Consider the following 24,978-nt stretch of genomic DNA (forward strand, 5'->3'; position numbering starts at 1 on the left):
GCCTAGAAACTTGCTCATGTGCTTCCCTACGTTGCGTGTTGGCTGCTTGGAACGCGGCGCGCGCGGCAGCAACTTCCGGGCGGTTCGGCCTTTGGCATTGCACCAACCGGGCGCAAAGTCCATCATGGTGCAATGAACGATACGGCAACCCGGGAGTGGGCGGAGCCGTTGGCGACCGGGGTGGCGCTGGCGAATGAGGGGTTGCGCCTGTTGTGGGTGAATCCGGCGCTGGCGGAGTTGCTGGACATCGGTCCGCGGAGCGCGGTGGGCCAGTCGCTCGCGGTGTTGTTGCATCGGCCGGCGTGGATGGCTTTGGCGGAACGGGCGTTGCGGGAGCCGTCGCCGCATCAGTTGCGCGGCATCGATATTCCTTCGGTGCGGGGCGAGACGGTGCGGGTGGATGTGTCGATGCAGCGACTGGCCAGTGGCGAGTTGCTGCTGGAAGTGCATGCGTTGGCACCGCCGGCCGCATCGGATACACCGCTGTCGGCCACGCTGCGCGGCTTTGCGCATGAGGTGAAGAATCCGCTGGCCGGTTTGCGTGGCGCGGCGCAGTTGTTGCAGCGGCGCGTGGAAGACGAACATCTACGCAATCTTGCCGGGCTGGTGATCGCCGAAGCCGATCGTCTGGCCGCGCTGGCCAATCGCCTGCTGCGTCATGACGGTGCTGCCGCGCAACTAGGCGAGGTAAATATCCATCAGCAGCTCGAACGCCTGGGTGACCTGCTGCTGGCCGAACCCTCGCCGCCAACGCTGCGCCACGACTACGACCCCAGCCTGCCGGATATCTATGGCGATGCCGATCGCTTGTTGCAGTTGCTGCTCAACCTCGCGCGCAATGCGATCGAGGCCGGCGCAACGACGCTGACATTTCGTACGCGCGCCGAGCCGGCCGTACGTCTGGGCGAACGCATGGCACGCATGGCGCTACGTGTGGACGTGATCGACGACGGTCCGGGTGTGCCCGAGCCGTTGCGCGACACCTTGTTCGAACCGCTGGTGTCGGGACGCGCCGATGGCAGCGGCCTGGGCCTGGCGCTGGCGCGCGAGATCGCCCGCGAACACGGTGGCGAGCTGCGCCACGTGGGGCGCGCGGGTGAAACCACTTTCTCACTGTACTTGCCGATGGGGCACGCGCATGACTGAGCCACGCTCCGAGATCTGGATCGCCGACGACGATCGCGGCGTACGTTTCGTATTGGCCGAGGCGCTACGCGATGCGGGTCTGCAGGTGCGCGAATTCGGCGATGCCGAAGAAGTGCGCGAGGCATTGCGTTCCGCCTCGCCCGCCTTATTGGTCACCGACGTGCGCATGCCGGGCGAAGGTGGGCTGGCGCTCATTGCCGCGCTGAAGGCGCAAGGCGTGGGACCGGTGATCGTGATGAGCGCGTTTACCGATGTCGCCACCACGGCGGCGGCGTATCGCGCCGGCGCGGTGGATTATCTCGCCAAGCCGTTCGATCTCGATCAGGCGGTGGCTGCCGTTCAACGCGCGCTGGCTGATGTACCGTCAACGACTGCGGCGCCGGCCGCAGCTCCTGCGCCGACGCACGCCTTGCTCGGCGAAAGTCCGGCGATGCGCGAAGTGTTCCGCCTGATTGGTCGCGTAGCGGCGAGCGATCTCAATGTGTTGATCACCGGCGAAACCGGTACCGGCAAGGAACTGGTGGCGCGTGCGTTGCATGATGAAAGTGCGCGACGCGGCAAGCCGTTCGTCGCACTCAACACGGCTGCCATCCCCAGTGAACTGCTGGAAAGCGAATTGTTCGGCCATGAGGCCGGCGCTTTCACCGGCGCCAGCCGTCGTCACGCCGGTCGCTTCGAGCAGGCGGAAGGCGGCACCTTGTTCCTCGACGAAATCGGCGACATGCCGCTGGCCTTGCAGACGCGTCTGTTGCGCGTGCTGGCGGGCGGCGAGTTCTATCGCGTTGGCGGACGCGAACTCATTCGCGGCAACGTGCGCATCATTGCCGCCACCCATCAGGATCTGGATGTGCGCGTGGCGGCGGGACAGTTTCGTGCAGACCTCAAGCATCGCCTGGACGTGGTGCGCATCGAACTACCGCCGTTGCGCCAGCGTCGCAGCGACGTCCCTCTACTGGCACAGCATTTCTTGGCCAGCGCGGCGCAGGAACTTCGCCTGCCGCCCAAGCGTTTCTCCAAGGCGGCATTGAAGGCGGTGGGACAACGCGATTTTCCCGGCAACGTGCGCGAGCTGGAGAACCTGTGCCGTCGCCTGGCGGTGATTGCGCCCGGCAACGAGATTCTTCCTTCGGATCTCGGTGCGAGCACGTCCGCCAGCAGCTCCGGCGGTTGGACCGATGCGTTGCGCGAATGGGTCTCGCAGGCCTTGTCCGACGGCGAAGTGGATATCCACACGCGGGCACGCGAAGCACTCGACCAGACTTTGTTGCAGGTGGCATTGGAAGCCCATGAAGGTCATCGCCAGCACGCCGCGGCGGCGCTGGGCGTCGGCCGCAACACCCTCACACGCAAGCTTGGCGCGTCGCGCACGCGTCGCCCGTCCAAATCCTGAGAGACCCGTCATGAGCATCACCATTCGCATCGCCACTCGCGACGACATCACGCACATCGCGCAGTGGAATAGTGCGATGGCGTGGGAAACTGAGCGTAAAGTTCTTGAGCCCGCTGTGATCACGCGCGGCGTCACCGCCGTGTTCGACGAACCACGCCGAGGTTTCTACCTCGTAGCCGAGCGTGCCGGTGAACCCGCTGGCTGCCTGTTGATAACCTACGAATGGAGCGACTGGCGTGCTGGCGACTTCTGGTGGATCCAGAGCGTGTACGTGGTGGAGTCGGCGCGTCGCGAAGGCGTGTTTCGGCAACTCTATGAAGACGCCAAGCAGCGTGCGAAGCAATCCGGTGCGGTGGGTTTACGGCTGTACGTGGAAACGGAGAACGAGCGCGCGCAGCGTACGTATACCGGGCTGGGCATGAAGCGGTGTCATTACTTCATGTACGAAGCGGAGTTTTGAGGGGCCCACGTCGCGCACAAGTGCGCTCCCACAGAAGGCGCGCCTTGCTTAAGCAGGCAGCAATTGCTGGCTGAATTGTTCCGGCGGTATCGCGGTGCCGAACAGGAAGCCCTGCAGCAGTGAGCAGCCGGCGCGGCGCAGGTGCTCCGCCTGGGCAAGCGTTTCCACGCCTTCGGCGACCACGCTCATGTCCAGTCCGCGCGCCATGGTGATGATGGCGTCGGTGATGGCGGCGTTGTCGGCGTCGGTGGCGATGTCGCGCACGAAGGTGCGGTCGATCTTCAGCGCATCGATGGGGAAGTACTTTAGGTACGACAGGCTGCAATAGCCGGTGCCGAAATCGTCCAGCGCCAGACTCACGCCCAGGTCCTTGATGCCCTGCATGAGCGCGCGACTCTGGTCGCCCGCGGACATCACCATGCGTTCGGTCAGTTCGAGTTCGATCAGGGAGGGCGGCAGTTGCGCTTCTTCCAGCGCGGTTTTCAGGGTGGCGTGGAAGCCGGGGTGCTGGAACTGCGGCGCCGCCACGTTCACCGCCACCACGATGGATTTGCCGGCGCGATGCCAGGCACCTGCCTGGCGACACGCTTCGCGGATCACCCATTCGCCGATAGGCACGATCAGGCCGCTCTCTTCCGCCACCGGGATGAACTGATCGGGCATGTAGACGTCGCGGCCGTCCACCTGCCAGCGCAGCAACGCTTCGGCACCGACGATGATGCCGGTGCGCGCATCGACCTTGGGCTGGTAGTGCAGGTGCAGGTCGCCTCGCTTGAGCGCCTTGCGCAGATCCTGCTCGATGCGCAGACGTGCCGCGGGCAGTTCGCTCATCTGCGAAGTGAAGAAGCGATAGTCGTTGCGACCCTTCATCTTCACTTCGTACATGGCGACGTCGGCGTTGCGCAGCATCGCTTCGGCATCGAGCGCATCGTCGGGATAGACGCTGATGCCCACGCTGTAAGTGATGTTGAACTCGCCCATCTTGCTCGCGGGCGAGGCCTGCCACAGCCGCATCAGCTTTTCGCACAGCTGGCTGGCGCCGGAGCGGCCGTCCACGTGCGACAGCAGCACCACGAACTCGTCTCCGCCGATGCGGCTCACGGTGTCTTCGTTGCGCAGATGATGGCGCAGGTGCGCAGCGAACGAACGCAGCAGGTCGTCGCCGGCCGTATGGCCGAGCGCATCGTTGATCTGCTTGAAGTGATCGATGTCGATATGCAGCAGCGCCGCTTCGTCGTGGCGGCGTACCGCGGCGGCCAGCACCTGTTCCAGTCGCGATTGCAGCAGGCTGCGGTTGGGCAGCCCCGTGAGCGTGTCGTGCTGCGCCAGGTGCGCCATCTTCAGCGCCAACGCGCGCGTTTCGCTCACGTCGTGGAACACCAGCACCCCGCCAATGACGCTGCCTGCATGGTCGTGGATGGAGGCGGCCGAATCCTCGATCGGCGTTTCGAAGCCGTTGCGATGGAGCAATACCGCGTTGCCCTTCAGTTCGACGATGGCGTCGCGCGTGATGGCATCCAGCAGGGGGCTGTGCAGCGGCTCGCGGGTGCGGCTGTCGATCAGCCGGAACACTTCGCTCATCGGCTGGCCGACTGCTTCGGCCTGGCTCCAGCCCGTCATCGCCTCGGCGATGGGGTTGAGCGAGGTCACGCGGTGCTGCAGGTCGGTGGTGATGACCGCATCGCCGATGGAGCGGAGCGTCACTTCGGCCAGCTCGCGTTCGCGGAACAGCGCTTCCTCGTAGGCCTTGCGCTGGCTGATGTCGAGAATCTGCGCGATCGCGTGATACGGCTCGCCGCTCATCGAACGCACCAGCGAAACGCTGAGCAGCACGTAGACCACATGGCCGTCGCGATGGATGTAGCGCTTCTCCAGTTGATACGTTTCGCGCCGGCCCTCCCTCAGTGAACGCGACAGCTCGCGCGATGCGGGCAGGTCGTCGATATGGGTCAGGTCGGGCAGGGCGCGGGCGAGCAGTTCCTGCTCGTCGTAGCCCAGCATTTCGCAGAGCGCGGCATTCACCCGCAACATATGGCCTTCGGTGGTGACCAGGGCCATGCCGATGGGCGCATGCTGGAACGCGCCGAAGAAACGCTGCTCGCTTTCGCGCAGCTGCAGTTCCAGCGCGTGACGCGCGGTGATGTCGATGATCACGGTGAACACGCCACGCACGTTGCCGTGTTCGTCCAGGTCCGGCTGGAAATTGCCATGCACATAGCAGCGTGCCGTACCGGCGAAGAGTTCGCCCTCGTACACCGCCGCTTCGCCGGCCAGGGCTTGCGCAAGACACGCACCGGCGCGTTCGAGGTTCCACATGCCGATGACTTCGTCGACGGTGCGACCGATCATCCGTTCCGGTTCGATGCCCAGCCAGGTGCGATGGGTGGCGTTGACGAAGCGAAAGCGCCGGTCGCGGTCGACGTAGGTGATCAGTGCGGGCGTGCCTTCCAGGACGTGGCTGGGCCACTGGCCCTCGCCTCCTGCAGGGACAAACTCGTGATCGGTTTGGCGCATCGTAAGTTCGGCCCGCTGGCGCACCCCCCGCGCCTTATCAGCGCATCATGCGCCAAGTAGGGCCGGCTGTGCAGATGGTCCCGGGTCCTTTGTGGACCCGGCCGCGTCAACGGTCAGTGCAGGGCCTGGGCCGGCGCGCCCAACTGGCCTTCTGCATCGAGCAGGATGCAGCCAAGCGCATGCAGATCCGGCGAGACGCCATGGCGTTCAGCCAGTTCGGTCACCAGCGGACCCAGCGCCTTGGGATGCAACGGGTAGCCGTGCGCCAGCACGCGGGCGCGACCGCCGTCGCCGCGCTGGGCCAGCGTCACCGCCACCACGCCGAGGCCAGGCGCTTCATGCGCGTAGAGCGCGGGCGCGTCGTAAGCGGGTTCGGCGGTGCCGAAGGTTTCGAGCAAGTAGCCCGAGGCGGGTTCGCTGTCGGCGAGCACCAGAGGTATGTGGTGCGCATCGAGCAGGGCAGCGTACTGGCGCAGCTCGAACACCACGCCGGCGAAATCGTGGGCGCGCTGGTTGAGCTCGCCCGGCTGGCTGCGCAACCACTCGGCGGGCGATTGCGCCTCGACCTTGCCGTCGTGGTAGCGCAGCGCGAGACCGCGCGCGCTCATCGTGCTCTCCGGGCGATACGGCGTGAGCAGCGCGGCTTCGAGCAGGCTCCACAGCGGCGCGAGGTTCACGTGTTCGTACTGCACACAGGTGAGCGCGAGCAGATCGTTGCGGCTCAGATAGCGCGCATGCTCCAGGCGAACGCCCAGCGTGCGCATCAGCCAGTCGGCGGTGCGGGCGCCCGCTTCGCCGCGGCCGACCAGTTCCACTTCCAGTTTTTCCGACAGGCTTTCGGCCAGCGCCTCGGGGGCGAGCAGCGAGATCGGCAGCAGACGCATCGGGCCATCGGCGAACGCGGCTTCCGGCTCCAGCGGCTGGGCGGGCATATGGCCCTCGTGAGTGCCGAAGGCCACCACGTTCTCCAGATGGCCGCGTGGCACGCGTCGGGCCAGTTCATCCAGCGTGGCCCAGACGGGGAAGCCGGGCCGCAGCAGTTCCACCGCGTCGAACCATGCGCCGGCCAGCGCCAGTCGCGCCTCGGCCACCTGGGGAACCAGCGCGTGCAAATCCTCGGCGATCAATGCGGCCAGCTCGGCGGCCTCATCGCGGCTCAGCGTGCGCCGCGAGGGGATGTCACCGGCGGAGAGCTCCAGCGCGAGGACCACGGGGAGTGCGACGAGCGTTTGTGCTTCCACGGATCACGAACCCGAACAGCAAAGAACTAGAGTCTAACATTTGCGGGGTTTTGGGCTTTCACAGGGTGGCAGGGCGGGTTAGCCTTGAGGACTCGGTTCTTCGGACTGTTCCAGCCATGGAAAACACGCTCAAGCGCGTCGGTGTGATCGGCGGTGTACGAATCCCGTTCTGCCGCAACAACACTGCCTACGCCGACGTCGGCAACTTCGGCATGTCGGTGAAAGTGCTTGGGTCCCTGGTGGAACGCTACGGCCTGCACGGCGTGGAGCTGGGCGAAGTGGCCATGGGTGCGGTGATCAAGCACTCCTCAGAGTGGAACCTGGCCCGCGAGGCGGTGCTGTCCTCGGGCTTGAAGCCCACCACCCCGGCGATCACCACCGCGCGTGCCTGCGGCACCTCGCTGGACAACGCCATCATCATCGCCAACAAGATCGCCACCGGGCAGATCGAAGCGGGCATCGCCGGCGGTTCGGACACCACCAGCGACGTGCCGATCGTGCTGGGCGAGCGCCTGCGCAAGCGTCTGCTCGCGGTCAACCGCGCCAAGACCTGGCAGGAAAAGCTGCGCACCGCCACGCAGGGTTTTTCGCTGAAGGAACTCAAGCCCGCGTTCCCGGGCGTGGCCGAGCCGCGCACCGGCATGTCGATGGGCGACCACTGCGAGAAGATGGCCAAGGAGTGGCATATCGCCCGCCAGGCGCAGGATCAACTGGCACTGGACAGCCACCGCAAGCTCGCCGCTGCCTACGACGCCGGTTTCTTCGAGAACCTGGTGGTGCCGTTCCGCGGTTTGAAACGCGACGGCTTCCTGCGTCCGGACAGCAGCATGGAAAAGCTCGCCTCGCTCAAGCCCGCGTTCGACCGCAGCTCGGGCCACGGCACGCTCACGGCCGGCAATTCCACCGGTCTCTCCGATGGCGCGGCCGCGGTGCTGCTGGGCACGGAAGAATGGGCCAGCAAGCGCGGCCTGACCGTGCAGGCGTGGTTCCGCGATGCGGAAGTGGCGGCGGTGGATTTCGTGCATGGCGAAGGCCTGCTGATGGCACCCACCGTGGCGGTGCCGCGCATGCTGGCGCGCCACGGGCTCAGCCTGCAGGATTTCGATTTCTACGAGATCCACGAAGCCTTCGCGGCGCAGGTGCTGTGCACGCTGCGTGCGTGGGAAAGCGCGGACTACTGCAAGCACCGGCTTGGCCTCGAGCAGCCGCTGGGCGCGATCGATCCGGCCAAGCTCAACGTCAACGGCTCCAGTCTCGCCGTGGGTCATCCGTTTGCGGCCACCGGCGCGCGCATTGTCGCCACGCTGGCCAGGATGCTCGAGCAGAAGGGTTCCGGTCGCGGCCTGATCTCGATCTGCACCGCCGGTGGCATGGGCGTCACCGCCATCCTCGAACGCTGAGCGCATTCGCTCGGAGTTGTTCTCACGATGTTTCGCCTACGCACCACGATCAGCCTGAGCTTGCTTGCGCTGGCCGTGGGCGTGGCGGGAACCGCCTGGTTGAGCTCGCTCACGGGCGACTGGCAGGGACCCGCGGGCAAGGTTTCCGCACGCCGTGACACGGTGCGGACGGTGCTGCGCCGGCACGCTCGAACCCCGCCACCCGGGCAGCCGGCTGTTGTTGTGGCCACCGTACGTACCTCGGCAGCACCCACTCATGTGGCGCCAGAGCTGCCCACGCTGACCCCCATCGAGATGCCTGCGCTGCCCACGTCGTGGCTGCAGCGCACCGCCTTCGTCGACGGTCGTGTGGTGCTGCGGCTCGGTATCGATGGGGAAGGCCGCGTGGATCAGGCCGCCGTGGCCGAATCCAGCGGCAACGCTGCACTCGACGAGCGCGCCCTGCGCACCGTTGCACGTTGGCGTTTCGCGGTGCCCGGCGACCATCCCGGGGGCCTGACCGGTGCGCTGGTCATGCGCTTCGACGCAACGCCGCCGAACGCTTCGCTGTAAACGCCCCGCTCTTGTGGGAGCGCACTTGTGCGCGACAGCCTTACCTCGCGGCGGGAATGACACGCCTGTCGCGCACAAGTGCGCTTCCACAGGAGTGACTTGGTTACAGCACGCCTTGCACGCCCGCGCCAAACGCGGTGATCAACCGCGTATAGATCAGCTTGGGCGAGACATCGACATCGGGGAAGTCGCCGACCGGCGTGTAGCAGCTGAGGAAGGCCGGATCGCTGGGCCGCATCGGCGTGCAGCCGGCCTTGAGGTCGTAGCTGGTGGCGTAGCGGTACGGCCACAGGTCGAAGATCGGCAGGCTGGCCGAGATGTCGCCGATGGTCGAACTCAAGCTGCTCTGCTGGCGCGGCGCGATCACCCAGGCGTTTTCCGGCTGGGTCTCGCGCAGGATGCTGTCGCGCAACTCGCTGGCGAAGCGCGGGTCGTACACGATCACGCCGGCCTCGGTGTTGTAGTGGTCCGAGCGTGGATCGAAGTTGTGCGAGCCGACCATGGCGAAGTCGTCATCCACCACGATCGATTTGGCGTGCAACCCGAACCGGCGGCCGGCCGTGGTCAGCGGTGCGGGACGGTTGCGGCGTGCGCCGCTGCGACTGCCGAGCAGGCCACGCTCCGTACCCACGCGGCGACGCACCTGCTTGCCGCCCTGGTCGGATGGCGCGGGACCTTCGTCCGCCGCCGCATCCGCGTTGTCTTCGGCGGGACCGGCCGCGTGCGGCTTCATTTCGTAGATCTCGAAACCGTAGTCCTGCAGATAGCGCCTGCGGTGCTTGTAGGAGAGCGCATACACCGCAAATGCATCGGTGGACGCCAGCGAATTGGTCGACACCACGATGCGCGGAGGCGATGCGCCTTGGTGCAGGCGTTCGAAGATCGCCTTGGCGCGGTCGCTCAACACCAGATACGGTGTCTGCAACACCACCTCGTGCTGGGCGGCGCCGACCATGCGCATCAGGTGCGAGGTGAACTCGCGGGCGCTGCGCTTGCCGGGGTCATCGGTTTTCGCGGGCAGGTCGCTGAAATAGTCCACGCGGCCGGTGCGCAGCGTGTCGGACACCAGCACATCGTCGATCCAGGCGTCGTCGCTGGCTTCCTCCATCACGCGGGCCACGCGTTGGGGATGGGCGTAGTTTGGTTCGGGGATCGGTCCGGGCGCATCGTTATCGAGCAGCGCGCGGTTGATGTCGCGCAGATGGGTAAGCGGCGCGGAGCGCTTGTGCTTCCAGAAGATCTCGAAGCTCGCCGCCATTTCGTGCGCCGCCGGGCCACCCACCATCACGTCGCGATCGACGTAATCGAAATCGTTGTCCCAGTCGAAATAGCGGTCCTGATAGTTGCGGCCGCCGGTGATGCCGATGGCCTCGTCCACCAGCAGCAACTTGTTGTGCATGCGCTGGTTGAACTTCATGAAACAGCACACGATGCTCGCGCTGAAATCGAGCGCTGAGGTGCGCGCCTGATGGAACGTCGGGTTGTACAGGCGTATCTCGAGGTTCGGACTGGTCATCGCCAGCCGTTCGAGCTGCAGGCGATCGCCAAACGAGAACAATTGGTCGGCGAGGATACGCACCCTCACGCCACGACGCGCGGCCTTGATCAGTTCGTCCAGCACCAGCTGGCCGGCGTCGTCCTGGTCCCAGATATAGGTCTGCACGTCGATGCTGCGCTGCGCGGCGCGGATCAGGTTGAGCCGCGCCACCATCGCCGCTTCGCTGTCGTTGAGCAGGGTGACCACGTGCACGGGCTGATCGGGGGTGGAATCGTGCAGCGCCTGCTGCGCGGCGTCGAGCAGGGGCGAGTCGATCGCGCAGCGGTCGTCGCGGTCGCAATCGAGCCGGTGCTGCATGCCCGCCGCCACGGCGGCATCCGCTCGCCGGATGCGCGAAGGCGACACGCTGCATCCCGACAGGATCAGGATCGCTACAAACACAAAGGAGACGGCGATCCCGCGTTGGCGCATGCCGCGAATGATAAGGGAGAAGGCGCCCGTCTCAGTCAGCGGTGGCTGAACGTATGGGGTAATCCAGGCTGATCATCATGCCCAGCTGCACCTGGTCGGAAATGGCCGTGCGGTGGTTGCTCATGCCGAAATCGCTGCGCTGGATGGTGCCGCGCACCGAGATCACGCACTGCTGCGGCGTGTCCAGCGGGCAGTGCGAGGGAAGCACCTCGAAACGCGCCGGCTTGGTGACGCCGCGCAGGGTCAGCGTGCCATCGAGGTTGCCGCCTTTCTCAAGCATCGCCAGCGAGATGGGATCGGAGATGAAGTGGATCGAAGGAAAACGCGATGCATCGAAGAAGTCCGGCGCCAGTACCCAGCGGCGGATGCGCTCCGAACCCATGTGGATGCTTTCCACCGCGATATGGGCGTCGACGACGGCGGTGTCATGCAGGCTGCTCAGCGTGACATCGCCGTCGATCTCCTCGAAGCGGCCGTTGATCTGGCTCAGCCAGAACAGGCGGACGCCGAAATCGGCGTGCGAACGTGCGGGATCGATCCGGTAATCCGCTGCCTGGGCCGGCAGCATGGTGAGCAGCAACAGCGCGAGGCAGCAGCTGGCAAGCGGCAAACTCATGGGGACCAGAATGCATCCAGGCGGGCATTGCCCGGTTCGAGCGCACCATCGAGATGCAGTACGGCGAGGCCGGCGGGCGGCATGCCACGGAATTCGTCGGAACGGCCTTCCACCAACAGTGCCACCAGCCGTTCGATACCCGGGTTGTGGCCCACCAGTACCACCGTGCCGGCATCGCCGTGCTGATCCAGCAAGGCCAGCAGTTCGCCCGGCGTGGCGTCGTAGATATCGTCGGCGAATTCGGTGACCGGCACGTGACTGTAGGCCGCGAGTGCGAGCGCCGCGGTGGCGCGGGTGCGCTCGGACGGCGAGCACAGCACGCGATCCGGCTTCACCCCGTGCGACACCAGCCATTTGCCGGCGGCCTTGGCTTCCTGCTCGCCGCGTCCGCTGAGGCGGCGATGATGGTCGTCGGCACCCGCGGAGGCCGGCTGGGCTTCCGCGTGACGCAACAGGATGAGTTCGTGCATGTTTGGCTCCTGGGGATGCTCTGTTCTACGCGGTGACGGTGTCACCGCTTCCGTTGGCCCGCAGGCCGCGACGTGTGACGGACCCAGGCCATCGGCCTGCGCCACGCCGCGCTTCGCGCCTCGCCCACTTGCTGGACATCATGCCACCCTCACCGGACAGAACAGAGCACTCCTTGGTATTCCCCGACGTGTCGTACGCCCTCACTGCTGGCGTTTGATCCAGCGCAAGAGATGCTTCCAGTCTTCCTGGTGGCTGCGCACGTTTTCCGAGCCGTAATCGAAGATGCCCTTGCCCAGTGCGGTCAGCAGCACATAGGCCTGGCTGTCGCGCAACTGCGCCACCACTGGAAACGGCGCCTGTTCGGACAGCTGGTTCATGGCGTCCTGGCTGGCATTCGTCCACGGCTTGAGGCGGTTGCCGACCAAACCAACCGGCAACTTCCCCCGTTTGATGCGATTGATGCGTTTCAGTTCCTCGAGGAAGCCAAACGTGGCGTCGAGGTCGAAGGTTGACGGCAGCACCGGCACCAGCACGATGTCGGCCTTTTCCAGGTAAGGCTCCAGGTCTTTTTCCTGCGAACCGGCGGGCGTGTCGATGAGCACGCGCTGGGTGTCGGGAGGGAGTTTTTCCAGTGAGCGTCGGCCGCCTTCGATACCCAGTACGCCGGGCACCGTATCGGGACGGTTGGCCGCCCAGCGGAAGCCGGACTGCTGCCGGTCGGCGTCGACGATGGCCGTGTGCTTGCCATCCTGCGCCCAATGCGAGGCCAATTGCGTGACCAGCGTGCTCTTGCCGCAACCGCCTTTGCTGCTTGCTACCAGTACCGTCAGCATGATGCCGCCCCAGTGTCCAAGCCGGGACCAAGCCTACACGATGGCCCGGGCGTCGACGCAAGCATGAGTGTCGTTTCGCTGCTCATGCGTTGCGTCCGGCCAGTCCGCCGGATCAGCCGGCTTTGCCCGGTTCCCAGTCGGCCGGCGCATCCACCGGCATGTTGTAGTCGTGCAGCGCGGTGAGCACCAGGCTCATCTGGGTGCCACCCGAGCGGGCCAGCACCAGCAGATGCTGGGCCACGGCGGTATCGCCCTTGGCGCGCACCGACAGCTGCGAGAAGCTCTGCACCTGCCAGACCAGGTTGCGGCGCAGTCGCTTGGCGTCTTCCTGTTGCGCGGGATCCTCGGCCAGTACTTCACGCAGATGCAGGCCCAGCGAGCGGGCCAGCGGGCTGGAACCCCATTCCAGGAGCTTGCCCAGTTTCAGGCAATCGGCCTTGACCGCGGGCTTGTCGGCATTCTCTTCGCAGAGGCGCGAGGTGGCCTGCAAGGCCGGCTGTGGCTGGCCCTCCGCCAGGCCGAAGACCAGGGTCAGCTGCACGTCGGCGCCATTGGTGGCCGACAGCGGGCCCACCACGTTGGTGGGTGGCGGCAGTACCGTCACGGTGGTGGCCAGGGCCTTGAGGGTGGCCCCGGTGTAGTCGTCGTAAACCTTGGCCGAGGCCGCCTTGGCCAGATCCTGGCGGGCGTCGTCGTTCTTGCCGTCGCGCAGGTCCTGGCCCAGCTTGAGCAACCATACCGCCGCATTGTCCGGCGCCTGTTGCACCAATTTGGACACCGCGTCGCTATTGGGGCAGTCCGAGGCCTTGGCGTCGCAGTCGGTCAGCCGGGCCCAGCTGATCTCCGGTCCCGCGCCCTGGGCGGCGGCGGCGCGGTCGATCAGGCTATGAAAACTGTTGAAGTCGGGCTGGTCCTGCAGCGGGCGGGCGAGCAGGGCGGCGCCCATCAGCGGGATGGGGTCGGCCTGGGGAGCGATCACGCTGACCAGGTCCTTCTGGTATTGCAGCAGCGCCTGGCGGCGGGCGCCCTGCTGGGCATCGGTGGCTCCGGCGGGAGCCTTGGCGGGCGTTTTGGCCGCCAAAACAGGGCCGGAAGCGGCCATCAGCAGCAGGGCGAAAAAGAGGGGGCGCCGTCCAAGCATCGAGTGGTCCTTACACAAAGCCAACAACCAGAATAACGTCCAAGCATTAAGCTCGCCTGATCCGCAGGACGCCAGGGGCGGGAGAATGCGTCCCGCCTTGCTAGCATGGCCGCTTCGCGACGCCCCGGGGTGACACCTCATCCTGCGCAGCACAGGAGAAGACCACGTGAACGACATTTCTTTTTTGGCCGACGGCCGTGCGGCCCCCTGGTTCGTGGGCTGGGGCACGCTGGCTTTGATCAACGCGGGCCTTGCCCAGGGCAAGAACCGCAGCGGCTTGCTGTGGTTCCTGGTTTCCCTGGTGTTCGGGCCACTGGCCACTTTGGTGCTGGTGTTGATGCCGAAGGCGCGCCAGACGCTGTTCTGAGCGGACCCAGAAACGGAAAAACCCGGTGCGTCACCGCACCGGGCTCGGGGAACAGGTAGAACTTACTCGCCCAGTGCTTCGCGCATGAACTCCGGCTGGGCCAGCGCCGCCTTGTGGATATCGGCGTTGTAGTAGCGGGTCGGGAAGTTCTTGCTGAGCGCGCCGCGCTCGCGGAAACCGGTCAGGTCGCCGCCCTTGCGCACCATCGTGCAGCTCCACCAGCCGGTGGGGTAGCAGGGCTGCGGGAACGGCAGCGTCTTCACCGCGCTGAAGCCGGCGGTGCGCATGGCCGAACGCATGGACTTGATCAGCTCCAGGTGGGCGATCGGCGATTCGGACTGCTGCACCAGGATGCCGCCGTGGCGCAGGGCCTTGTAGCAGCTGGCGTAGAAGGCTGCATTGAACAGGCCCTCGGCCGGGCCGACCGGATCGGTGGAATCCACGATGATCAGGTCGAGCGACTCGGGCTCGGCTTCGGCCATGTACTTGATGCCGTCGATGAACAGCAGCTCGGCGCGCGGGTCGTTGTTGGATTCGCACAGCTCGGGGAAATACTGCTCGGCCAGGCGCGTCACGCGTTCGTCGATTTCCACCTGCACCGCGTGCTCCACTTCCTCGTGCTTGAGCACTTCACGCAGCGTGCCGCAGTCGCCGCCGCCGATGATCACCACGCGCTTGGCGCGCGCATGGGTGAACAGCGCCGGGTGCGTCATCATCTCGTGATAGAGGAAGTTGTCGCGGCTGGTCAGCATCACGCAGCCGTCGATCACCATCAGGTTGCCCCAGTCGGTGGTCTGGTAGATCTCGATGGTCTGGAACGGCGTTTTCTCGGCGTGCAGCAGCTTCTCCACGCGGTAGCCAATGGAGGAGCCGGAGGCCTGGTGGGCTTCGGTGAACCAGCTGGGGTGCTGCGACATGGGGATGTTCCTGACCAAAAGATGGATACAAAGAAACCGCAATTGTAGCCGAACGGGGTCTCCGGGACCGCCTCAACCGGGGCCGGTCTCCGGCACATTGTCACAAGAGCCCGTTACAATAGCCGTCCGTACCGCCGTGCCCTCCTGCCCGCGGTTCGTCAGGTCAGCCGCGGCCCCGCGGCGTGCGAGGCTTCCGGCCCGGCTGACTGGTGTTTCGTCAAGGCTCGCCGCTGCGACGACATGTTCAGGGTGTGATACGCCCGTTGCACAAGGAACCCTCCATGTCGAAGCACTGGAACATCGATGCTGCCCGTCATACCTACGCCGTCCCGCACTGGGGCGACGGCTATGTCGACATCGACGACGCCGGCCATATCGTGATGCGTCCCAAGGGCGCCACCGGCCCGGCGCTGTCGCTGCCGGCGATCGTGGATCGCGCCCGCGCCGAAGGCCTGCGCCTGCCGCTGCTCGTGCGCTTCCCCGATATCCTCGCCGATCGTTTGAAGCGTTTGCAGGACGCCTTCGCCAAGGCGATCGGCGAATGGAATTACGCGGGCGGCTATACGGCCGTCTATCCGATCAAGGTGAACCAGCAGCGCGGCGTGGCCGGCGAGCTGGTCGCCGCCGGCGAGCACGGCTTCGGCCTGGAAGCCGGCTCCAAGCCCGAGCTGATGGCCGTGCTGGCAATGGCGCGTCCCGGCAGCATCGTGATCTGCAACGGCTACAAGGATCGCGAATACATCCGCCTCGCGCTGATCGGCCGCAAGCTGGGCCTGCGCGTGCACATCGTGATCGAGAAGCTGTCCGAGCTCGATCATGTGTTCACCGAAGCCAAGGCGTTGAACGTCGAGCCGTTGCTCGGCGTGCGCGTGCGCCTGGCCTCCATCGGCGCGGGCAAGTGGCAGAACACCGGCGGCGACAAGGGCAAGTTCGGCCTCTCGCCCAGCCAGGTGCTCACCCTGGTGGAACGCCTGGATCAGGCCGGCCTCAAGCACACGCTGAAGCTGCAGCACTTCCACATGGGCTCGCAGATTTCCAATGTGCGCGACATCGCCAACGGCATGCGCGAAGCCACCCGTTACTTCGTGGAGCTGAAGCGCATGGGCGTGCCGCTGGACATCGTCGATGTCGGCGGCGGCCTGGGCGTGGACTACGAAGGCTCGCGTTCTCGCAGCCATAACTCGATCAACTATTCGATCGAGCAGTACGCAGCCACCATCGTGCAGTCGCTGGCCGAGGCGGTGGCGGAAGAGAACCTGCCCGCGCCGCACATCATCACCGAAGCCGGCCGCGCGATGACCGCGCATCACGCCGTGATGGTGGTGAACATCACCGAAGTGGAGCCGGTGCCCGAGGGTCGCATCCCCGAGGCGCACGAGCATGAGCCGGCGGTGCTGCGTCGCCTGCGCGAAACCTGGGCCGAGATGGATGCGCGTCCCGCGCTCGAACTCTTCCACGAAGCACAGCACCATCTTGCCGAAGGCCAGACGCTGTACGCGCTGGGTCAGCTCAATCTCGAAGATCGCGCGCACCTGGACGACATGTACTACGCCATCGCCAACGCCGTGCGCACGCGCCTGCTGCCGGCCGAGCGTTCGCACCGCCAGGCGATGGACGAACTCGACGAGAAGCTGGTGGACAAGTACTTCGCCAATTTCTCGGTGTTCGAATCGGTGCCGGACATCTGGGCGATCGACCAGATCTTCCCGATCGCGCCGATCGCACGCCTCGATGAAGAACCCACGCGCCGCGGCGTGATCGTGGACCTCACCTGCGATTCCGACGGCCGCATCGATGACTACGTCGACGCCGAAGGCGTGGACGTCAGTCTGCCGCTGCATGCCCTGAAAGAAGATGAGAGCTACCGCCTCGGCATCTTCATGGTCGGCGCCTATCAGGAAACGCTGGGCGACATCCACAACCTGTTCGGCGACACCGATGCGGTGAACGTACGCGTCGACGGCGATTCGTATGTTTTCGCGCATCGGCGCCGCGGCGACACCACCGACCTGATGCTCGACTACGTGGGCTACGACCTGGAAGCGCTGCGTCGCAGCTATCGCGAACGTATTGCGGCGGCGGGTGTCGAAGGCACCGCAGCAGAACAGTTGTTTGTCACCTTGAATGAAGGTCTCACCGGATATACCTACCTGTCGGAAGGTGTGCGCTGAGGCGATAGATGCTCGTCATTCCGGCGCAGGCCGGAATCCAGTTGCAGGCGTGCTTGGTTTTCGCGGAGAGCTTCATCAGCTTTTCCGCGACAGCCGAGCCATGACGCCACTGGATTCCGGCCGCCGCAGGAATGGCGGAATGGGAGTCTCGGTCCATTCGTCTTATGGATGCGCACCCCAGGCTGTGACAGCCTGACAACCGTTTTTTTGCTTTCCCCGTTCCCCATCGATAGGAGTGGTTATGGCAAGTCTCGACGGCAAGGTGGCACTCATCACTGGCGCGGCCAGTGGGCTGGGCAAGGCGATCGCCGAGCTTTACGCGAAAAACGGTGCGGCAGTAGCCATCGCCGACATCAACCAGCAGGCGGCCGATGCAGCCGCCAACGAGATCAACGCGGCCGGCGGCAAGGCCATCGGCATCGCCATGGACGTGACCAACGAAGACGCCGTCAACGCGGGCACCGACAAGGTGGTCGCGCAGTTCGGTCACCTCGACATCCTCATTTCCAATGCGGGCGTGCAGATCATCAATCCGATCGAGCAGTTCGCCTTCGCCGACTGGAAGAAGATGCTGGCCATCCATCTCGATGGCGGCTTTCTCACCACCAAGGCCGCGCTCAAGCACATGTACAAGGACGACCGCGGCGGCACCGTGATCTACATGGGCTCGGTGCATTCGCATGAAGCGTCCAAGCTGAAATCCGCCTACGTCACCGCCAAGCACGGCCTGCTGGGCCTGGCGCGCACGCTGGCGAAGGAAGGCGCCGCGCACAACGTGCGTTCGCACGTGATCTGCCCGGGCTTCGTACGCACGCCGCTGGTGGAAAAGCAGATTCCCGAGCAGGCCAAGGAGCTGGGCATCAGCGAGGACGAAGTGATCAAGAACGTGATGCTCAAGGACACCGTGGATGGCGTATTCACCACCGTCGAGGACATCGCGCAGACGGCCCTGTATCTGGCCACGTTCCCGTCCGCCGCGCTCACCGGTCAGTCGATCGTGGTGAGCCACGGCTGGTACATGCAGTAATCGACGTGTCCCGCCCGGCTCGCCCGGGCGGGACTGCCGCGCCACGCGCGCTTGGACGCGACGCGTGCCGCCACTGCCCGGAGCGCTGCCATGAAGATCGCCGACGTGAAGGCCAACGCCTTTGCCATGCCCCTGACCAGTCCCGCGTTTCCCGTGGGTCCTTATCGCTTCGTCAATCGCGAATTCCTGGTCATCACCTATCGCACCGATACGGACGCCTTGCGCGAAGTCGTGCCGGAGCCACTGGAGATCGGCGAGCCGCTGGTGAAGTACGAGTTCATCCGCATGCCCGATTCCACCGGCTTCGGCGACTACACCGAATCGGGCCAGGTGATTCCGGTCAGCTTCCAGGGCCAGCATGGCGGCTATGTGCATTCGATGTACTTGAACGATCATCCGCCGATTGCCGGCGGGCGCGAGCTTTGGGGCTTTCCCAAGAAGCTGGCCACCCCGCAGCTGGATACCGAGATCGACACGCTGGTCGGCACGCTCGATTACGGCAAGGTGCGGGTGGCCAAAGCCACCATGGGTTTCAAGCATCGCCCGGCGGACCACCAGGCCGTGCTGGACTCGCTGGCGGCGCCCAATTTCCTGCTCAAGATCATCCCGCACGTGGATGGCACGCCGCGCATCTGCGAGCTGGTTCGTTACTACACCACCAACGTGACGCTCAAGGGCGCCTGGACCGGGCCCGCTTCGCTGGAACTGCATCCGCATGCGCTTGCACCGGTGGCCGAATTGCCCGTGCTCAAGGTGGTATCGGCGCTGCATTTCATCACGGACCTGACGCTCGACCTGGGCACCGTGGTGCACGACTATCTGGCCGAGTAAGGCGAGGCTGATTCGTATGGACGTCCGCAAGAAAACCAAAGCACCCGACGCTGCGGCACTCGATTCGCTGAAGCAGCACCATCAGCAATACAAGACCATCGCCCTGGTATTGCAGGGCGGCGGCGCGCTGGGCGCGTACCAGGCGGGTGTGTACGAAGCCCTGGTCGAGGCCGGCATGCAGCCGAACTGGGTGGCTGGCATCTCCATTGGCGCACTGAACGCGGCGATCATCGCGGGCAACGCGCCCGAGCAACGCGTGGCGCGACTGCACGAGTTCTGGCAGGCGATCACCCGTCCGCAGCTGATACCGACATGGTTCACCCCGCCGCTGGACCCGGGTGCCTGGGAGCTGCCGTGGCAGAACGGCCTGAGCGGCCTGGCCGCGTTGCGCGCGCTGAGCGAAGGACAACCCGGCTTCTTCACGCCGCGTCCCTTCCCGCTGATGCCGTGGCGTGCGTCGCCCACCACGGCCAGCTGGTACGACACCTCGCCGCTGAAGGCCACGCTGGAACGGCTGGTCGATTTCGACCGCATCAATCACAAGACGGCGATGCGCGTGTCGGTAGGCGCAGTGAACATCCGCACCGGCAACTTCGCCTATTTCGACAACACCGAGGGTGACCTGCGCGTCGAGCACTTCATGGCATCGGGCGCGTTGCCACCGGGTTTTCCGGCCATCGAGATCGACGGTGAGTTCTACTGGGACGGCGGCATGGTCTCCAACACGCCGCTCTACAAGGTGCTGTCCGATGCCTCGTGTCGCGACTCGCTGGTTTTCCAGGTGGACCTGTGGAGCGCACGCGGCGACCTGCCGCGCGATCTGGCCGAAGTCACCACGCGTTCGAAGGACATCCAGTATTCCAGCCGCACGCGCCTGATCACCGAATACATGGCCAACCGCCAGCGCCAGCAGCGCGTGCTGCATGATCTGATGGCCCTGGTGCCGGAAGACCAGCGTCATCATCATGCGTATCGCCAGGCGGAAATCTATGCCAGCGGCGCGCTGATCAACCTGTTCCATCTGATCTACCGCAACAAACCCTACGAAGGGCACTACAAGGACTATGAGTTCAGTGCCGACAGCATGCGCCAGCACTGGACCAGCGGCAGGGACGACATGCAATCCACGCTCGATCAGCCGGAGTGGTTCGCGAAGCCCTCGGCAGAGCATCCCTTCGTGACCCACGACGTACACTGCGACGATTGAAAACCCAGGAACACACATGAGTCTCAAAGCTGCATTCATCGGACTCGGCGCCATGGGCACGCCGATGGCCGGACATTTGAAGGATCGCGGTCTGCTCCACGCCGTGGCCAGCCGTACCCAGGCCAACGCCGACGCGGTGGCCAAGGAACTTGGCGTCATCGCGCCGTCGCTGGCGGAGATTGCCGCACAGTGCGACGTGATCGCGCTCTGCGTCACCGCCGATGCCGACGTGCTCGCCACCGTCGACGCACTGCTGCCGCATCTCAAGAAGGGCGCCATCGTGGTGGATCACTCCACCGTGGCACCCGACACGGCCAAGCAGGCCGCCGCCAAACTCGCCGCGGTCGGCGCGCATTTCCTCGATGCGCCGGTCTCGGGCGGCGTGGAAGGGGCGAAGAACGGCAAGCTCTCGGTGATGGTGGGAGGCGATGCCGACGTGCTTGAACGCGCCCGGCCGGTGCTGGAAGCGTACGCCTTGCGCGTCACCCATCTGGGCGACGTGGGTGCCGGCCAGGCCACCAAGGCAGTGAACCAGGTACTCGTCGCCGGTATCGCCCAAGGCGTGTGCGAAGGCCTCGCGTTGGCCGAAGCACTGGGCCTCGATCCGGAACGCCTGCTACCCACGCTCGGTGCCGGCGCCGCCGGCAACTGGTTCCTCGAAAAGCGCGGCGCCACCATGCTGCGCAACGAGTTCAGCGTCGGCTTCAAGCTCGGCTTGTTGCACAAGGATCTGGGCATCGTGCGTGGCATCGCCGAAAAAGCCGGCACCAACCGCAGCGTGATCGAGCGCTCACTGGCCGACTACGCCGAGCTGATGAAGCAGGGTCACGGCGATGACGACATTTCCGGTTTGATCAGGCTCAAGCGCAAGGGCTGACGCCGATCACTGTGGGAGCTCACTTGTGCGCGACGCGCCACCTCTCAGGGTGCCGCTCCGTGAGGTTGTCGCGCACAAGTGCGCTCCCACAAGAGAAGTTCCGCCCAAAGAAAAAGCCGCGCATGGCGCGGCTTTTTTTGTCGCTGCGTTGCGCGATCAGCCTTACCGGCCTTCCTTCAACGCAATCGCATTGATACCAGCAGAAGACAAACGCTGCTTGGCCGATTCCAGTTCGGTAGCCGAATGGAACGGGCCCAGGCGCACGCGGCTGTAGGTCTGGCCATTGACGTTCACCGGCGACACGTTGGCGACGAAACCTTGCATCGCAAGTTTGGCCTTCAACGTTTCGGCATCGGACGGGCTGGGGAAGGCGCCGACCTGCAGCAGATAACCGCTGGCGGCGGGCGCAGCGGCAGCCGCTGACGGCGCGGGCGACGGTGCGCGCACCGCCGATTCCGGTGCTGGCGTGATCGCTTCGGCGACAGCGGCCGGACCGGGCGCCGGCTTCTGCGCCGCGGCCTGAGCCTGTTGCTGCGCGGCAGCCTGCTGGGCGGCCTGCTGCTTCTGCTGCTGCTCGGCCTTGGCCTGTGCGCTGATCACCGCGTCGGGGATGCGTACTTCCTTCTCCGACAGCACCGAGTAGAAGTCGTACTGGGGCTTCTTGGCCGCGGCCGGTGCGCTGTCGTTGGCGGAGGTGGATTCCGTACCCGCGGCGCCGGCATCGCTGCCGCGCTGCGCGGTGGCCTGGGCATTGGGTTGCGGGCCATCGCTGGCGCGCGGCGCCATCGGCAGATGGCCGCGCATGGCGAACATCAGCACGGCACCGATCAGGATGCCGATAACGGCCCAACCCCAGCCCGGCATGCCACCGCTGTTATTGCGGACGGCCTGTCGACCCTTGCCCTTGCGTGCTGCCATTTACATCTTCTCCGGGGCACTGAGTCCCAGCAAATCCAAACCGTTGCGTATGACCTGGCGCGTGGCGAGCGCCAGCGTGATGCGCGCGTTGCGCAACTCGGCGTCATCCACGATCCATTTGTGCTCGTGATAGTAACTGTGAAGCGCGCCGGCGAGCTCGCGCAGATATTGCGCGATCAGGTGCGGTTCCAGATTGGCGGCCGCCGCCTCCACCACTTCCGGATAGCGCGACAGCTCGGTGAACAGCACCTGTTCGTGCTCGCTGTCCAGGCGGCCCAGCTGGGCGATGCTGGCCTTGGCGTCCACCGGCGGCAGGCCGCGCTCGGCCAGTTCTTCCAGCACGCGGCTGACGCGGGCGTGGGCGTACTGGATGTAATAGACCGGGTTGTCGTTGCTCTGCGAGCGGGCCAGGTCGATGTCGAACACCAGCTGCGAATCGGCCTTGCGGGCGATCAGGAAAAAGCGGGTCGCGTCGCGGCCGGCTTCCTCGATCAGGTCGCGCAGGGTGAGGTAGCTGCCGGCGCGCTTGGAGAGCTTCACCTCTTCGCCGCCGCGCATCACCGTCACCATCTGGTACAGCACGTAGTTCGGGTAACCCTTCGGGATACCGTCATCCAGCGCCTGCAGGCCAGCCTTCACGCGGGCCAGCGAGCCGTGGTGATCCGAGCCCAGCACGGTCACCGCGTTCACGTAGCCGCGCTGCCACTTGGTCATGTGGTACGCCACGTCCGGCACGAAATACGTGTAGGTGCCGTCGGACTTGCGCATCACGCGGTCCTTGTCGTCGCCGTAGTCGGTGGAGCGCAGCCACAGCGCGCCGCCTTCCTCGTACGTATGACCATGGGCGACCAGCTCGCGCACGGTCTCTTCCACCTTGCCCTGGGAGTAGAGGGACGACTCGAGGTAATAGACATCGAAGCCGACGCCGAACGCGGCCAGATCGAGATTCTGCTCGCGGCGCAAATAGGCCACGGCGAAATGGCGGATGGCTTCCAGGTCCTCGGCGTCCTTTGCGCCCGTGACCACGTGGCCTTCCACTTCGACGCTGTCGCCGTTGAGATAGGCCTGCGCCACGTCGGCAATGTAGTCGCCGCGGTAACCGTCTTCCGGCCAGCCGGCATCGTTCGGGGTCAGGCCGCGCGCACGCGCCTGGGTCGACACGGCCAGATTCTGGATCTGCACGCCAGCGTCGTTGTAGTAGAACTCGCGCTTCACCTTCCAGCCGGTGGCGTCGAGCACGCGGGCGATGCAATCGCCGAGCACGGCGTTGCGGCCGTGGCCCACATGCAGGGGGCCGGTCGGGTTGGCGGAGACGAATTCCACGCCCGCCGTCACGCCCTTGCCGCTGTTGCTGCGGCCGTAGGCGTTGCCGTCGGCGAGCACGCGCTCGACCTCCGCGTGGTAGGCGCCCGGCGCGAGAAAGAAGTTGATGAAACCGGGGCCGGCAATCTCGACCTTGCCCACCAGGGCATTGGCCGGCAGCGCGGCCACCAGCTTCTCGGCCAGTTCGCGCGGCTTGGCGCGGGCCGGCTTGGCCAGCAGCATCGCCGCATTGGCCGCGAAGTCACCGTGGTCTCGGCTGCGCGTGCGTTCGATCACGAAGTTCGGTACTTCGAGGTCGGCGGGCAGGGTGGCGTCTTGCTGCAGGGTACGAATGGCCTGCAGCAGCAGTTCGCGCAGCTGTTCTTTCACGGCTCTGGGATCTGACGGCGATGGAACCCTCAATCCTATCAGACGAAGGCCCATTCAGCCGGGCTCCGATGTGTGTGGGCGTGTGCTGCGTTGCGGTGGGGAAGTCTGTGGATAACTCTGTGGGGAAGCTCCAACGTCCTGCAGGTCAGCAGGCGTATTTTCCCACGGAAATCGCAGTGTCACAAAAATTAACTAGATAAATCAGCAATATGCATTGCACATGTAAAGCCCTCGGGAGATTGTGAACGGAAAGTGCCGTCTCAGGCCAAATGTGCATAAGTCACAGAAGCCACGCCGCGGGAAGGCCTTAGGCATTTGTCTCGATCCACGTCACGAGCCTGTCATGCGGCACGGCCACACTATCTCTCGTCCCCCAGGCTCCTCCCCGCCGACGGGGTCAGGAGCACGCCGTTACTCTCCTTTCTCCCCACAAGACGGCCATACGGCGCGGATCTCCCCCCGCGCCGTTGTTTTTTTGGGCGTCAAGACTGGAGGCCGCCCGCGGGCTGCTAGATCAGCCCCAGCATCGCCATCGACACGGGCTCGCCGCTGCCGATCACCAGGTGATCGAGCACGCGCACGCCGATCAGTTGCAGCGCATCCTGCAAATCCCGCGTGATGGCGCGGTCGGAGGCACTGGGCTCGGCCACGCCCGAGGGGTGGTTATGGGCAAAGATCACGGCCGATGCATTGCGGCGGAGGCAGGCGCGGACGACTTCTCGCGGGTGGACGCTGGCGCTGTCGATCGTGCCGCGAAAAAGTTCTTCGAACGCCAGCACGCGGTGACGATTGTCCAGAAACAGGCAGCCAAATACCTCGTATGGCAGGTGCCTTAGCTGGGCACGCAGATAGCTGCCGCTTTCATGAGGATTGGCCAGGGCGGGGCGGTCCGCGAGTTCTTCTGCCAGGCTGCGGCGGGCCAGTTCGAGTGCAGCGATGAGGCGGGCCCGTTTGGCCGGGCCGATCCCGCGCAAGCGAATGCTGCCGCCGGGATCGGCGAGCAGCGAACCGAGGCCACCAGCGCTGCCGAGCAATTCCCGCCCCAAGGTGATGGCGTCCTTGCCGGGCACTCCGCTGCCCAGCAGCACGGCGATCAATTCCGCCTCCGACAGCGCGGCGCAGCCGCGGGCCAGCAGTTTTTCGCGGGGCCGTTCGCTTTCGGGCCATTCACGGATGCTCATGGCGGTAAGCCTGCCGCTGACTGGTGGGCGTGCCCATCGGCCGGCATCGGCGGCCCT

22 protein-coding genes are annotated in these 24,978 nt (G+C 65.5%); 11 read left to right on the forward strand and 11 right to left on the reverse strand.

Features of this window, described 5'->3' with window-relative positions; translation table 11 throughout:
- The first annotated feature begins 132 nt into the window (after positions 1-132).
- From ISP20_RS04520 to ISP20_RS04530, 3 genes are read left to right on the forward strand one after another with little or no spacing between them, the layout of a single operon-like run.
- On the forward strand, positions 133-1,146 hold the full coding sequence (locus tag ISP20_RS04520; protein ID WP_204634885.1) for a two-component system sensor histidine kinase NtrB: 1,014 nt from the start codon (positions 133-135) through the stop codon (positions 1,144-1,146).
- Entirely contained in the window at positions 1,139-2,536 is a 1,398-nt protein-coding gene (ntrC, locus tag ISP20_RS04525) for a nitrogen regulation protein NR(I) (protein WP_204634886.1), read from the forward strand. The genes ISP20_RS04520 and ntrC overlap by 8 nt, the downstream gene beginning before the upstream one ends.
- Before the next feature lie 10 nt (positions 2,537-2,546).
- A complete protein-coding gene (locus ISP20_RS04530) occupies positions 2,547-2,996 on the forward strand; it encodes a GNAT family N-acetyltransferase (protein WP_204634887.1) in 450 nt (149 codons plus the stop codon).
- A 48-nt stretch (positions 2,997-3,044) separates the two neighbouring features.
- Here the strand turns inward: ISP20_RS04530 and ISP20_RS04535 are convergent, their stop codons facing one another.
- Positions 3,045-5,510: a sensor domain-containing protein gene (locus tag ISP20_RS04535; RefSeq protein WP_204634888.1), complete on the reverse strand. Its 2,466-nt coding sequence runs from the start codon at positions 5,508-5,510 to the stop codon at positions 3,045-3,047.
- Between the two features lie 113 nt (positions 5,511-5,623).
- Positions 5,624-6,751 (reverse strand): hypothetical protein, encoded by a 1,128-nt coding sequence (locus tag ISP20_RS04540; RefSeq protein WP_204634889.1) that lies wholly within the window; start codon positions 6,749-6,751, stop codon positions 5,624-5,626.
- A gap of 116 nt (positions 6,752-6,867) precedes the next feature.
- Between ISP20_RS04540 and ISP20_RS04545 the strand changes: the two genes are divergently transcribed.
- Positions 6,868-8,151 carry an acetyl-CoA C-acetyltransferase gene (locus tag ISP20_RS04545; RefSeq protein WP_204634890.1) on the forward strand — a complete coding sequence of 428 codons (1,284 nt, stop codon included), beginning with the start codon at positions 6,868-6,870 and terminating at the stop codon, positions 8,149-8,151.
- Positions 8,152-8,178: 27 nt separating this feature from the next.
- Positions 8,179-8,703, forward strand: coding sequence for an energy transducer TonB (locus ISP20_RS04550; RefSeq protein WP_204634891.1), 525 nt, complete (start codon positions 8,179-8,181; stop codon positions 8,701-8,703).
- Positions 8,704-8,806: 103 nt separating this feature from the next.
- On the opposite strand, the gene ISP20_RS04555 is transcribed toward ISP20_RS04550, so the two are convergent.
- The 5 genes from ISP20_RS04555 to ISP20_RS04575 form a co-directional block, all read right to left on the reverse strand.
- On the reverse strand, positions 8,807-10,672 hold the full coding sequence (locus tag ISP20_RS04555) for a phospholipase D-like domain-containing protein (RefSeq protein WP_204634892.1): 1,866 nt from the start codon (positions 10,670-10,672) through the stop codon (positions 8,807-8,809).
- Positions 10,673-10,703: 31 nt separating this feature from the next.
- Positions 10,704-11,288 (reverse strand): YceI family protein, encoded by a 585-nt coding sequence (locus ISP20_RS04560; RefSeq protein ID WP_204634893.1) that lies wholly within the window; start codon positions 11,286-11,288, stop codon positions 10,704-10,706.
- Positions 11,285-11,758: a SixA phosphatase family protein gene (locus tag ISP20_RS04565; RefSeq protein ID WP_204634894.1), complete on the reverse strand. Its 474-nt coding sequence runs from the start codon at positions 11,756-11,758 to the stop codon at positions 11,285-11,287. The genes ISP20_RS04560 and ISP20_RS04565 overlap by 4 nt, the downstream gene beginning before the upstream one ends.
- A 201-nt stretch (positions 11,759-11,959) precedes the next feature.
- Positions 11,960-12,592, reverse strand: a complete 633-nt coding sequence (locus tag ISP20_RS04570) for a ParA family protein (protein WP_204634895.1) — start codon at positions 12,590-12,592, stop codon at positions 11,960-11,962.
- Positions 12,593-12,704: 112 nt separating this feature from the next.
- Positions 12,705-13,733 (reverse strand): hypothetical protein, encoded by a 1,029-nt coding sequence (locus ISP20_RS04575; RefSeq protein ID WP_204634896.1) that lies wholly within the window; start codon positions 13,731-13,733, stop codon positions 12,705-12,707.
- A 166-nt stretch (positions 13,734-13,899) separates the two neighbouring features.
- Between ISP20_RS04575 and ISP20_RS04580 the strand changes: the two genes are divergently transcribed.
- Positions 13,900-14,100 carry an antitermination protein NusB gene (locus ISP20_RS04580; protein ID WP_204634897.1) on the forward strand — a complete coding sequence of 67 codons (201 nt, stop codon included), beginning with the start codon at positions 13,900-13,902 and terminating at the stop codon, positions 14,098-14,100.
- 62 nt (positions 14,101-14,162) lie between these two features.
- Here ISP20_RS04580 and speE read toward each other — a convergent pair whose 3' ends face one another.
- On the reverse strand, positions 14,163-15,017 hold the full coding sequence (gene speE, locus ISP20_RS04585; protein WP_204634898.1) for a polyamine aminopropyltransferase: 855 nt from the start codon (positions 15,015-15,017) through the stop codon (positions 14,163-14,165).
- A gap of 281 nt (positions 15,018-15,298) precedes the next feature.
- On the opposite strand from speE, the gene speA reads away from it, so the two are divergent.
- The 5 genes from speA to ISP20_RS04610 all read left to right on the forward strand — a co-directional run bounded on the left by speA (position 15,299) and on the right by ISP20_RS04610 (position 21,130).
- Positions 15,299-17,188 (forward strand): biosynthetic arginine decarboxylase, encoded by a 1,890-nt coding sequence (gene speA, locus ISP20_RS04590; RefSeq protein ID WP_204634899.1) that lies wholly within the window; start codon positions 15,299-15,301, stop codon positions 17,186-17,188.
- Positions 17,189-17,429: 241 nt separating this feature from the next.
- Positions 17,430-18,215, forward strand: a complete 786-nt coding sequence (locus ISP20_RS04595; protein WP_204634900.1) for a 3-hydroxybutyrate dehydrogenase — start codon at positions 17,430-17,432, stop codon at positions 18,213-18,215.
- Between the two features lie 90 nt (positions 18,216-18,305).
- Positions 18,306-19,046 (forward strand): acetoacetate decarboxylase, encoded by a 741-nt coding sequence (locus tag ISP20_RS04600; protein WP_204634901.1) that lies wholly within the window; start codon positions 18,306-18,308, stop codon positions 19,044-19,046.
- A 16-nt stretch (positions 19,047-19,062) separates the two neighbouring features.
- A complete protein-coding gene (locus tag ISP20_RS04605; RefSeq protein ID WP_204634902.1) occupies positions 19,063-20,253 on the forward strand; it encodes a patatin-like phospholipase family protein in 1,191 nt (396 codons plus the stop codon).
- A gap of 16 nt (positions 20,254-20,269) precedes the next feature.
- On the forward strand, positions 20,270-21,130 hold the full coding sequence (locus ISP20_RS04610) for an NAD(P)-dependent oxidoreductase (protein ID WP_204634903.1): 861 nt from the start codon (positions 20,270-20,272) through the stop codon (positions 21,128-21,130).
- A gap of 162 nt (positions 21,131-21,292) precedes the next feature.
- Here ISP20_RS04610 and ISP20_RS04615 read toward each other — a convergent pair whose 3' ends face one another.
- From ISP20_RS04615 to radC, 3 genes are all read right to left on the reverse strand, one after another.
- Positions 21,293-22,048 (reverse strand): SPOR domain-containing protein, encoded by a 756-nt coding sequence (locus ISP20_RS04615; RefSeq protein WP_204634904.1) that lies wholly within the window; start codon positions 22,046-22,048, stop codon positions 21,293-21,295.
- On the reverse strand, positions 22,049-23,740 hold the full coding sequence (gene argS / locus ISP20_RS04620; RefSeq protein ID WP_204634905.1) for an arginine--tRNA ligase: 1,692 nt from the start codon (positions 23,738-23,740) through the stop codon (positions 22,049-22,051).
- A 509-nt stretch (positions 23,741-24,249) separates the two neighbouring features.
- Positions 24,250-24,921 (reverse strand): RadC family protein, encoded by a 672-nt coding sequence (gene radC, locus ISP20_RS04625; protein WP_204634906.1) that lies wholly within the window; start codon positions 24,919-24,921, stop codon positions 24,250-24,252.
- Positions 24,922-24,978: the final 57 nt, after the last annotated feature.

Origin of the sequence: Dyella kyungheensis, assembly GCF_016905005.1 — a bacterium.
Classification (GTDB): domain Bacteria; phylum Pseudomonadota; class Gammaproteobacteria; order Xanthomonadales; family Rhodanobacteraceae; genus Dyella; species Dyella kyungheensis.

Bases quoted from the DNA above. Each gene is read 5' to 3' on its own strand.
- ISP20_RS04520 (WP_204634885.1), top strand. From the start codon at position 133: ATGAACGATACGGCAACCCGGGAGTGGGCGGAGCCGTTGGCGACCGGG.
- ntrC (WP_204634886.1), top strand. From the start codon at position 1,139: ATGACTGAGCCACGCTCCGAGATCTGGATCGCCGACGACGATCGCGGC.
- ISP20_RS04530 (WP_204634887.1), top strand. From the start codon at position 2,547: ATGAGCATCACCATTCGCATCGCCACTCGCGACGACATCACGCACATC.
- ISP20_RS04535 (WP_204634888.1), bottom strand. From the start codon at position 5,510: ATGCGCCAAACCGATCACGAGTTTGTCCCTGCAGGAGGCGAGGGCCAG.
- ISP20_RS04545 (WP_204634890.1), top strand. From the start codon at position 6,868: ATGGAAAACACGCTCAAGCGCGTCGGTGTGATCGGCGGTGTACGAATC.
- ISP20_RS04550 (WP_204634891.1), top strand. From the start codon at position 8,179: ATGTTTCGCCTACGCACCACGATCAGCCTGAGCTTGCTTGCGCTGGCC.
- ISP20_RS04555 (WP_204634892.1), bottom strand. From the start codon at position 10,672: ATGCGCCAACGCGGGATCGCCGTCTCCTTTGTGTTTGTAGCGATCCTG.
- ISP20_RS04560 (WP_204634893.1), bottom strand. From the start codon at position 11,288: ATGAGTTTGCCGCTTGCCAGCTGCTGCCTCGCGCTGTTGCTGCTCACC.
- ISP20_RS04565 (WP_204634894.1), bottom strand. From the start codon at position 11,758: ATGCACGAACTCATCCTGTTGCGTCACGCGGAAGCCCAGCCGGCCTCC.
- ISP20_RS04570 (WP_204634895.1), bottom strand. From the start codon at position 12,592: ATGCTGACGGTACTGGTAGCAAGCAGCAAAGGCGGTTGCGGCAAGAGC.
- ISP20_RS04575 (WP_204634896.1), bottom strand. From the start codon at position 13,733: ATGCTTGGACGGCGCCCCCTCTTTTTCGCCCTGCTGCTGATGGCCGCT.
- speE (WP_204634898.1), bottom strand. From the start codon at position 15,017: ATGTCGCAGCACCCCAGCTGGTTCACCGAAGCCCACCAGGCCTCCGGC.
- speA (WP_204634899.1), top strand. From the start codon at position 15,299: ATGTCGAAGCACTGGAACATCGATGCTGCCCGTCATACCTACGCCGTC.
- ISP20_RS04595 (WP_204634900.1), top strand. From the start codon at position 17,430: ATGGCAAGTCTCGACGGCAAGGTGGCACTCATCACTGGCGCGGCCAGT.
- ISP20_RS04600 (WP_204634901.1), top strand. From the start codon at position 18,306: ATGAAGATCGCCGACGTGAAGGCCAACGCCTTTGCCATGCCCCTGACC.
- ISP20_RS04605 (WP_204634902.1), top strand. From the start codon at position 19,063: ATGGACGTCCGCAAGAAAACCAAAGCACCCGACGCTGCGGCACTCGAT.
- ISP20_RS04610 (WP_204634903.1), top strand. From the start codon at position 20,270: ATGAGTCTCAAAGCTGCATTCATCGGACTCGGCGCCATGGGCACGCCG.
- ISP20_RS04615 (WP_204634904.1), bottom strand. From the start codon at position 22,048: ATGGCAGCACGCAAGGGCAAGGGTCGACAGGCCGTCCGCAATAACAGC.
- radC (WP_204634906.1), bottom strand. From the start codon at position 24,921: ATGAGCATCCGTGAATGGCCCGAAAGCGAACGGCCCCGCGAAAAACTG.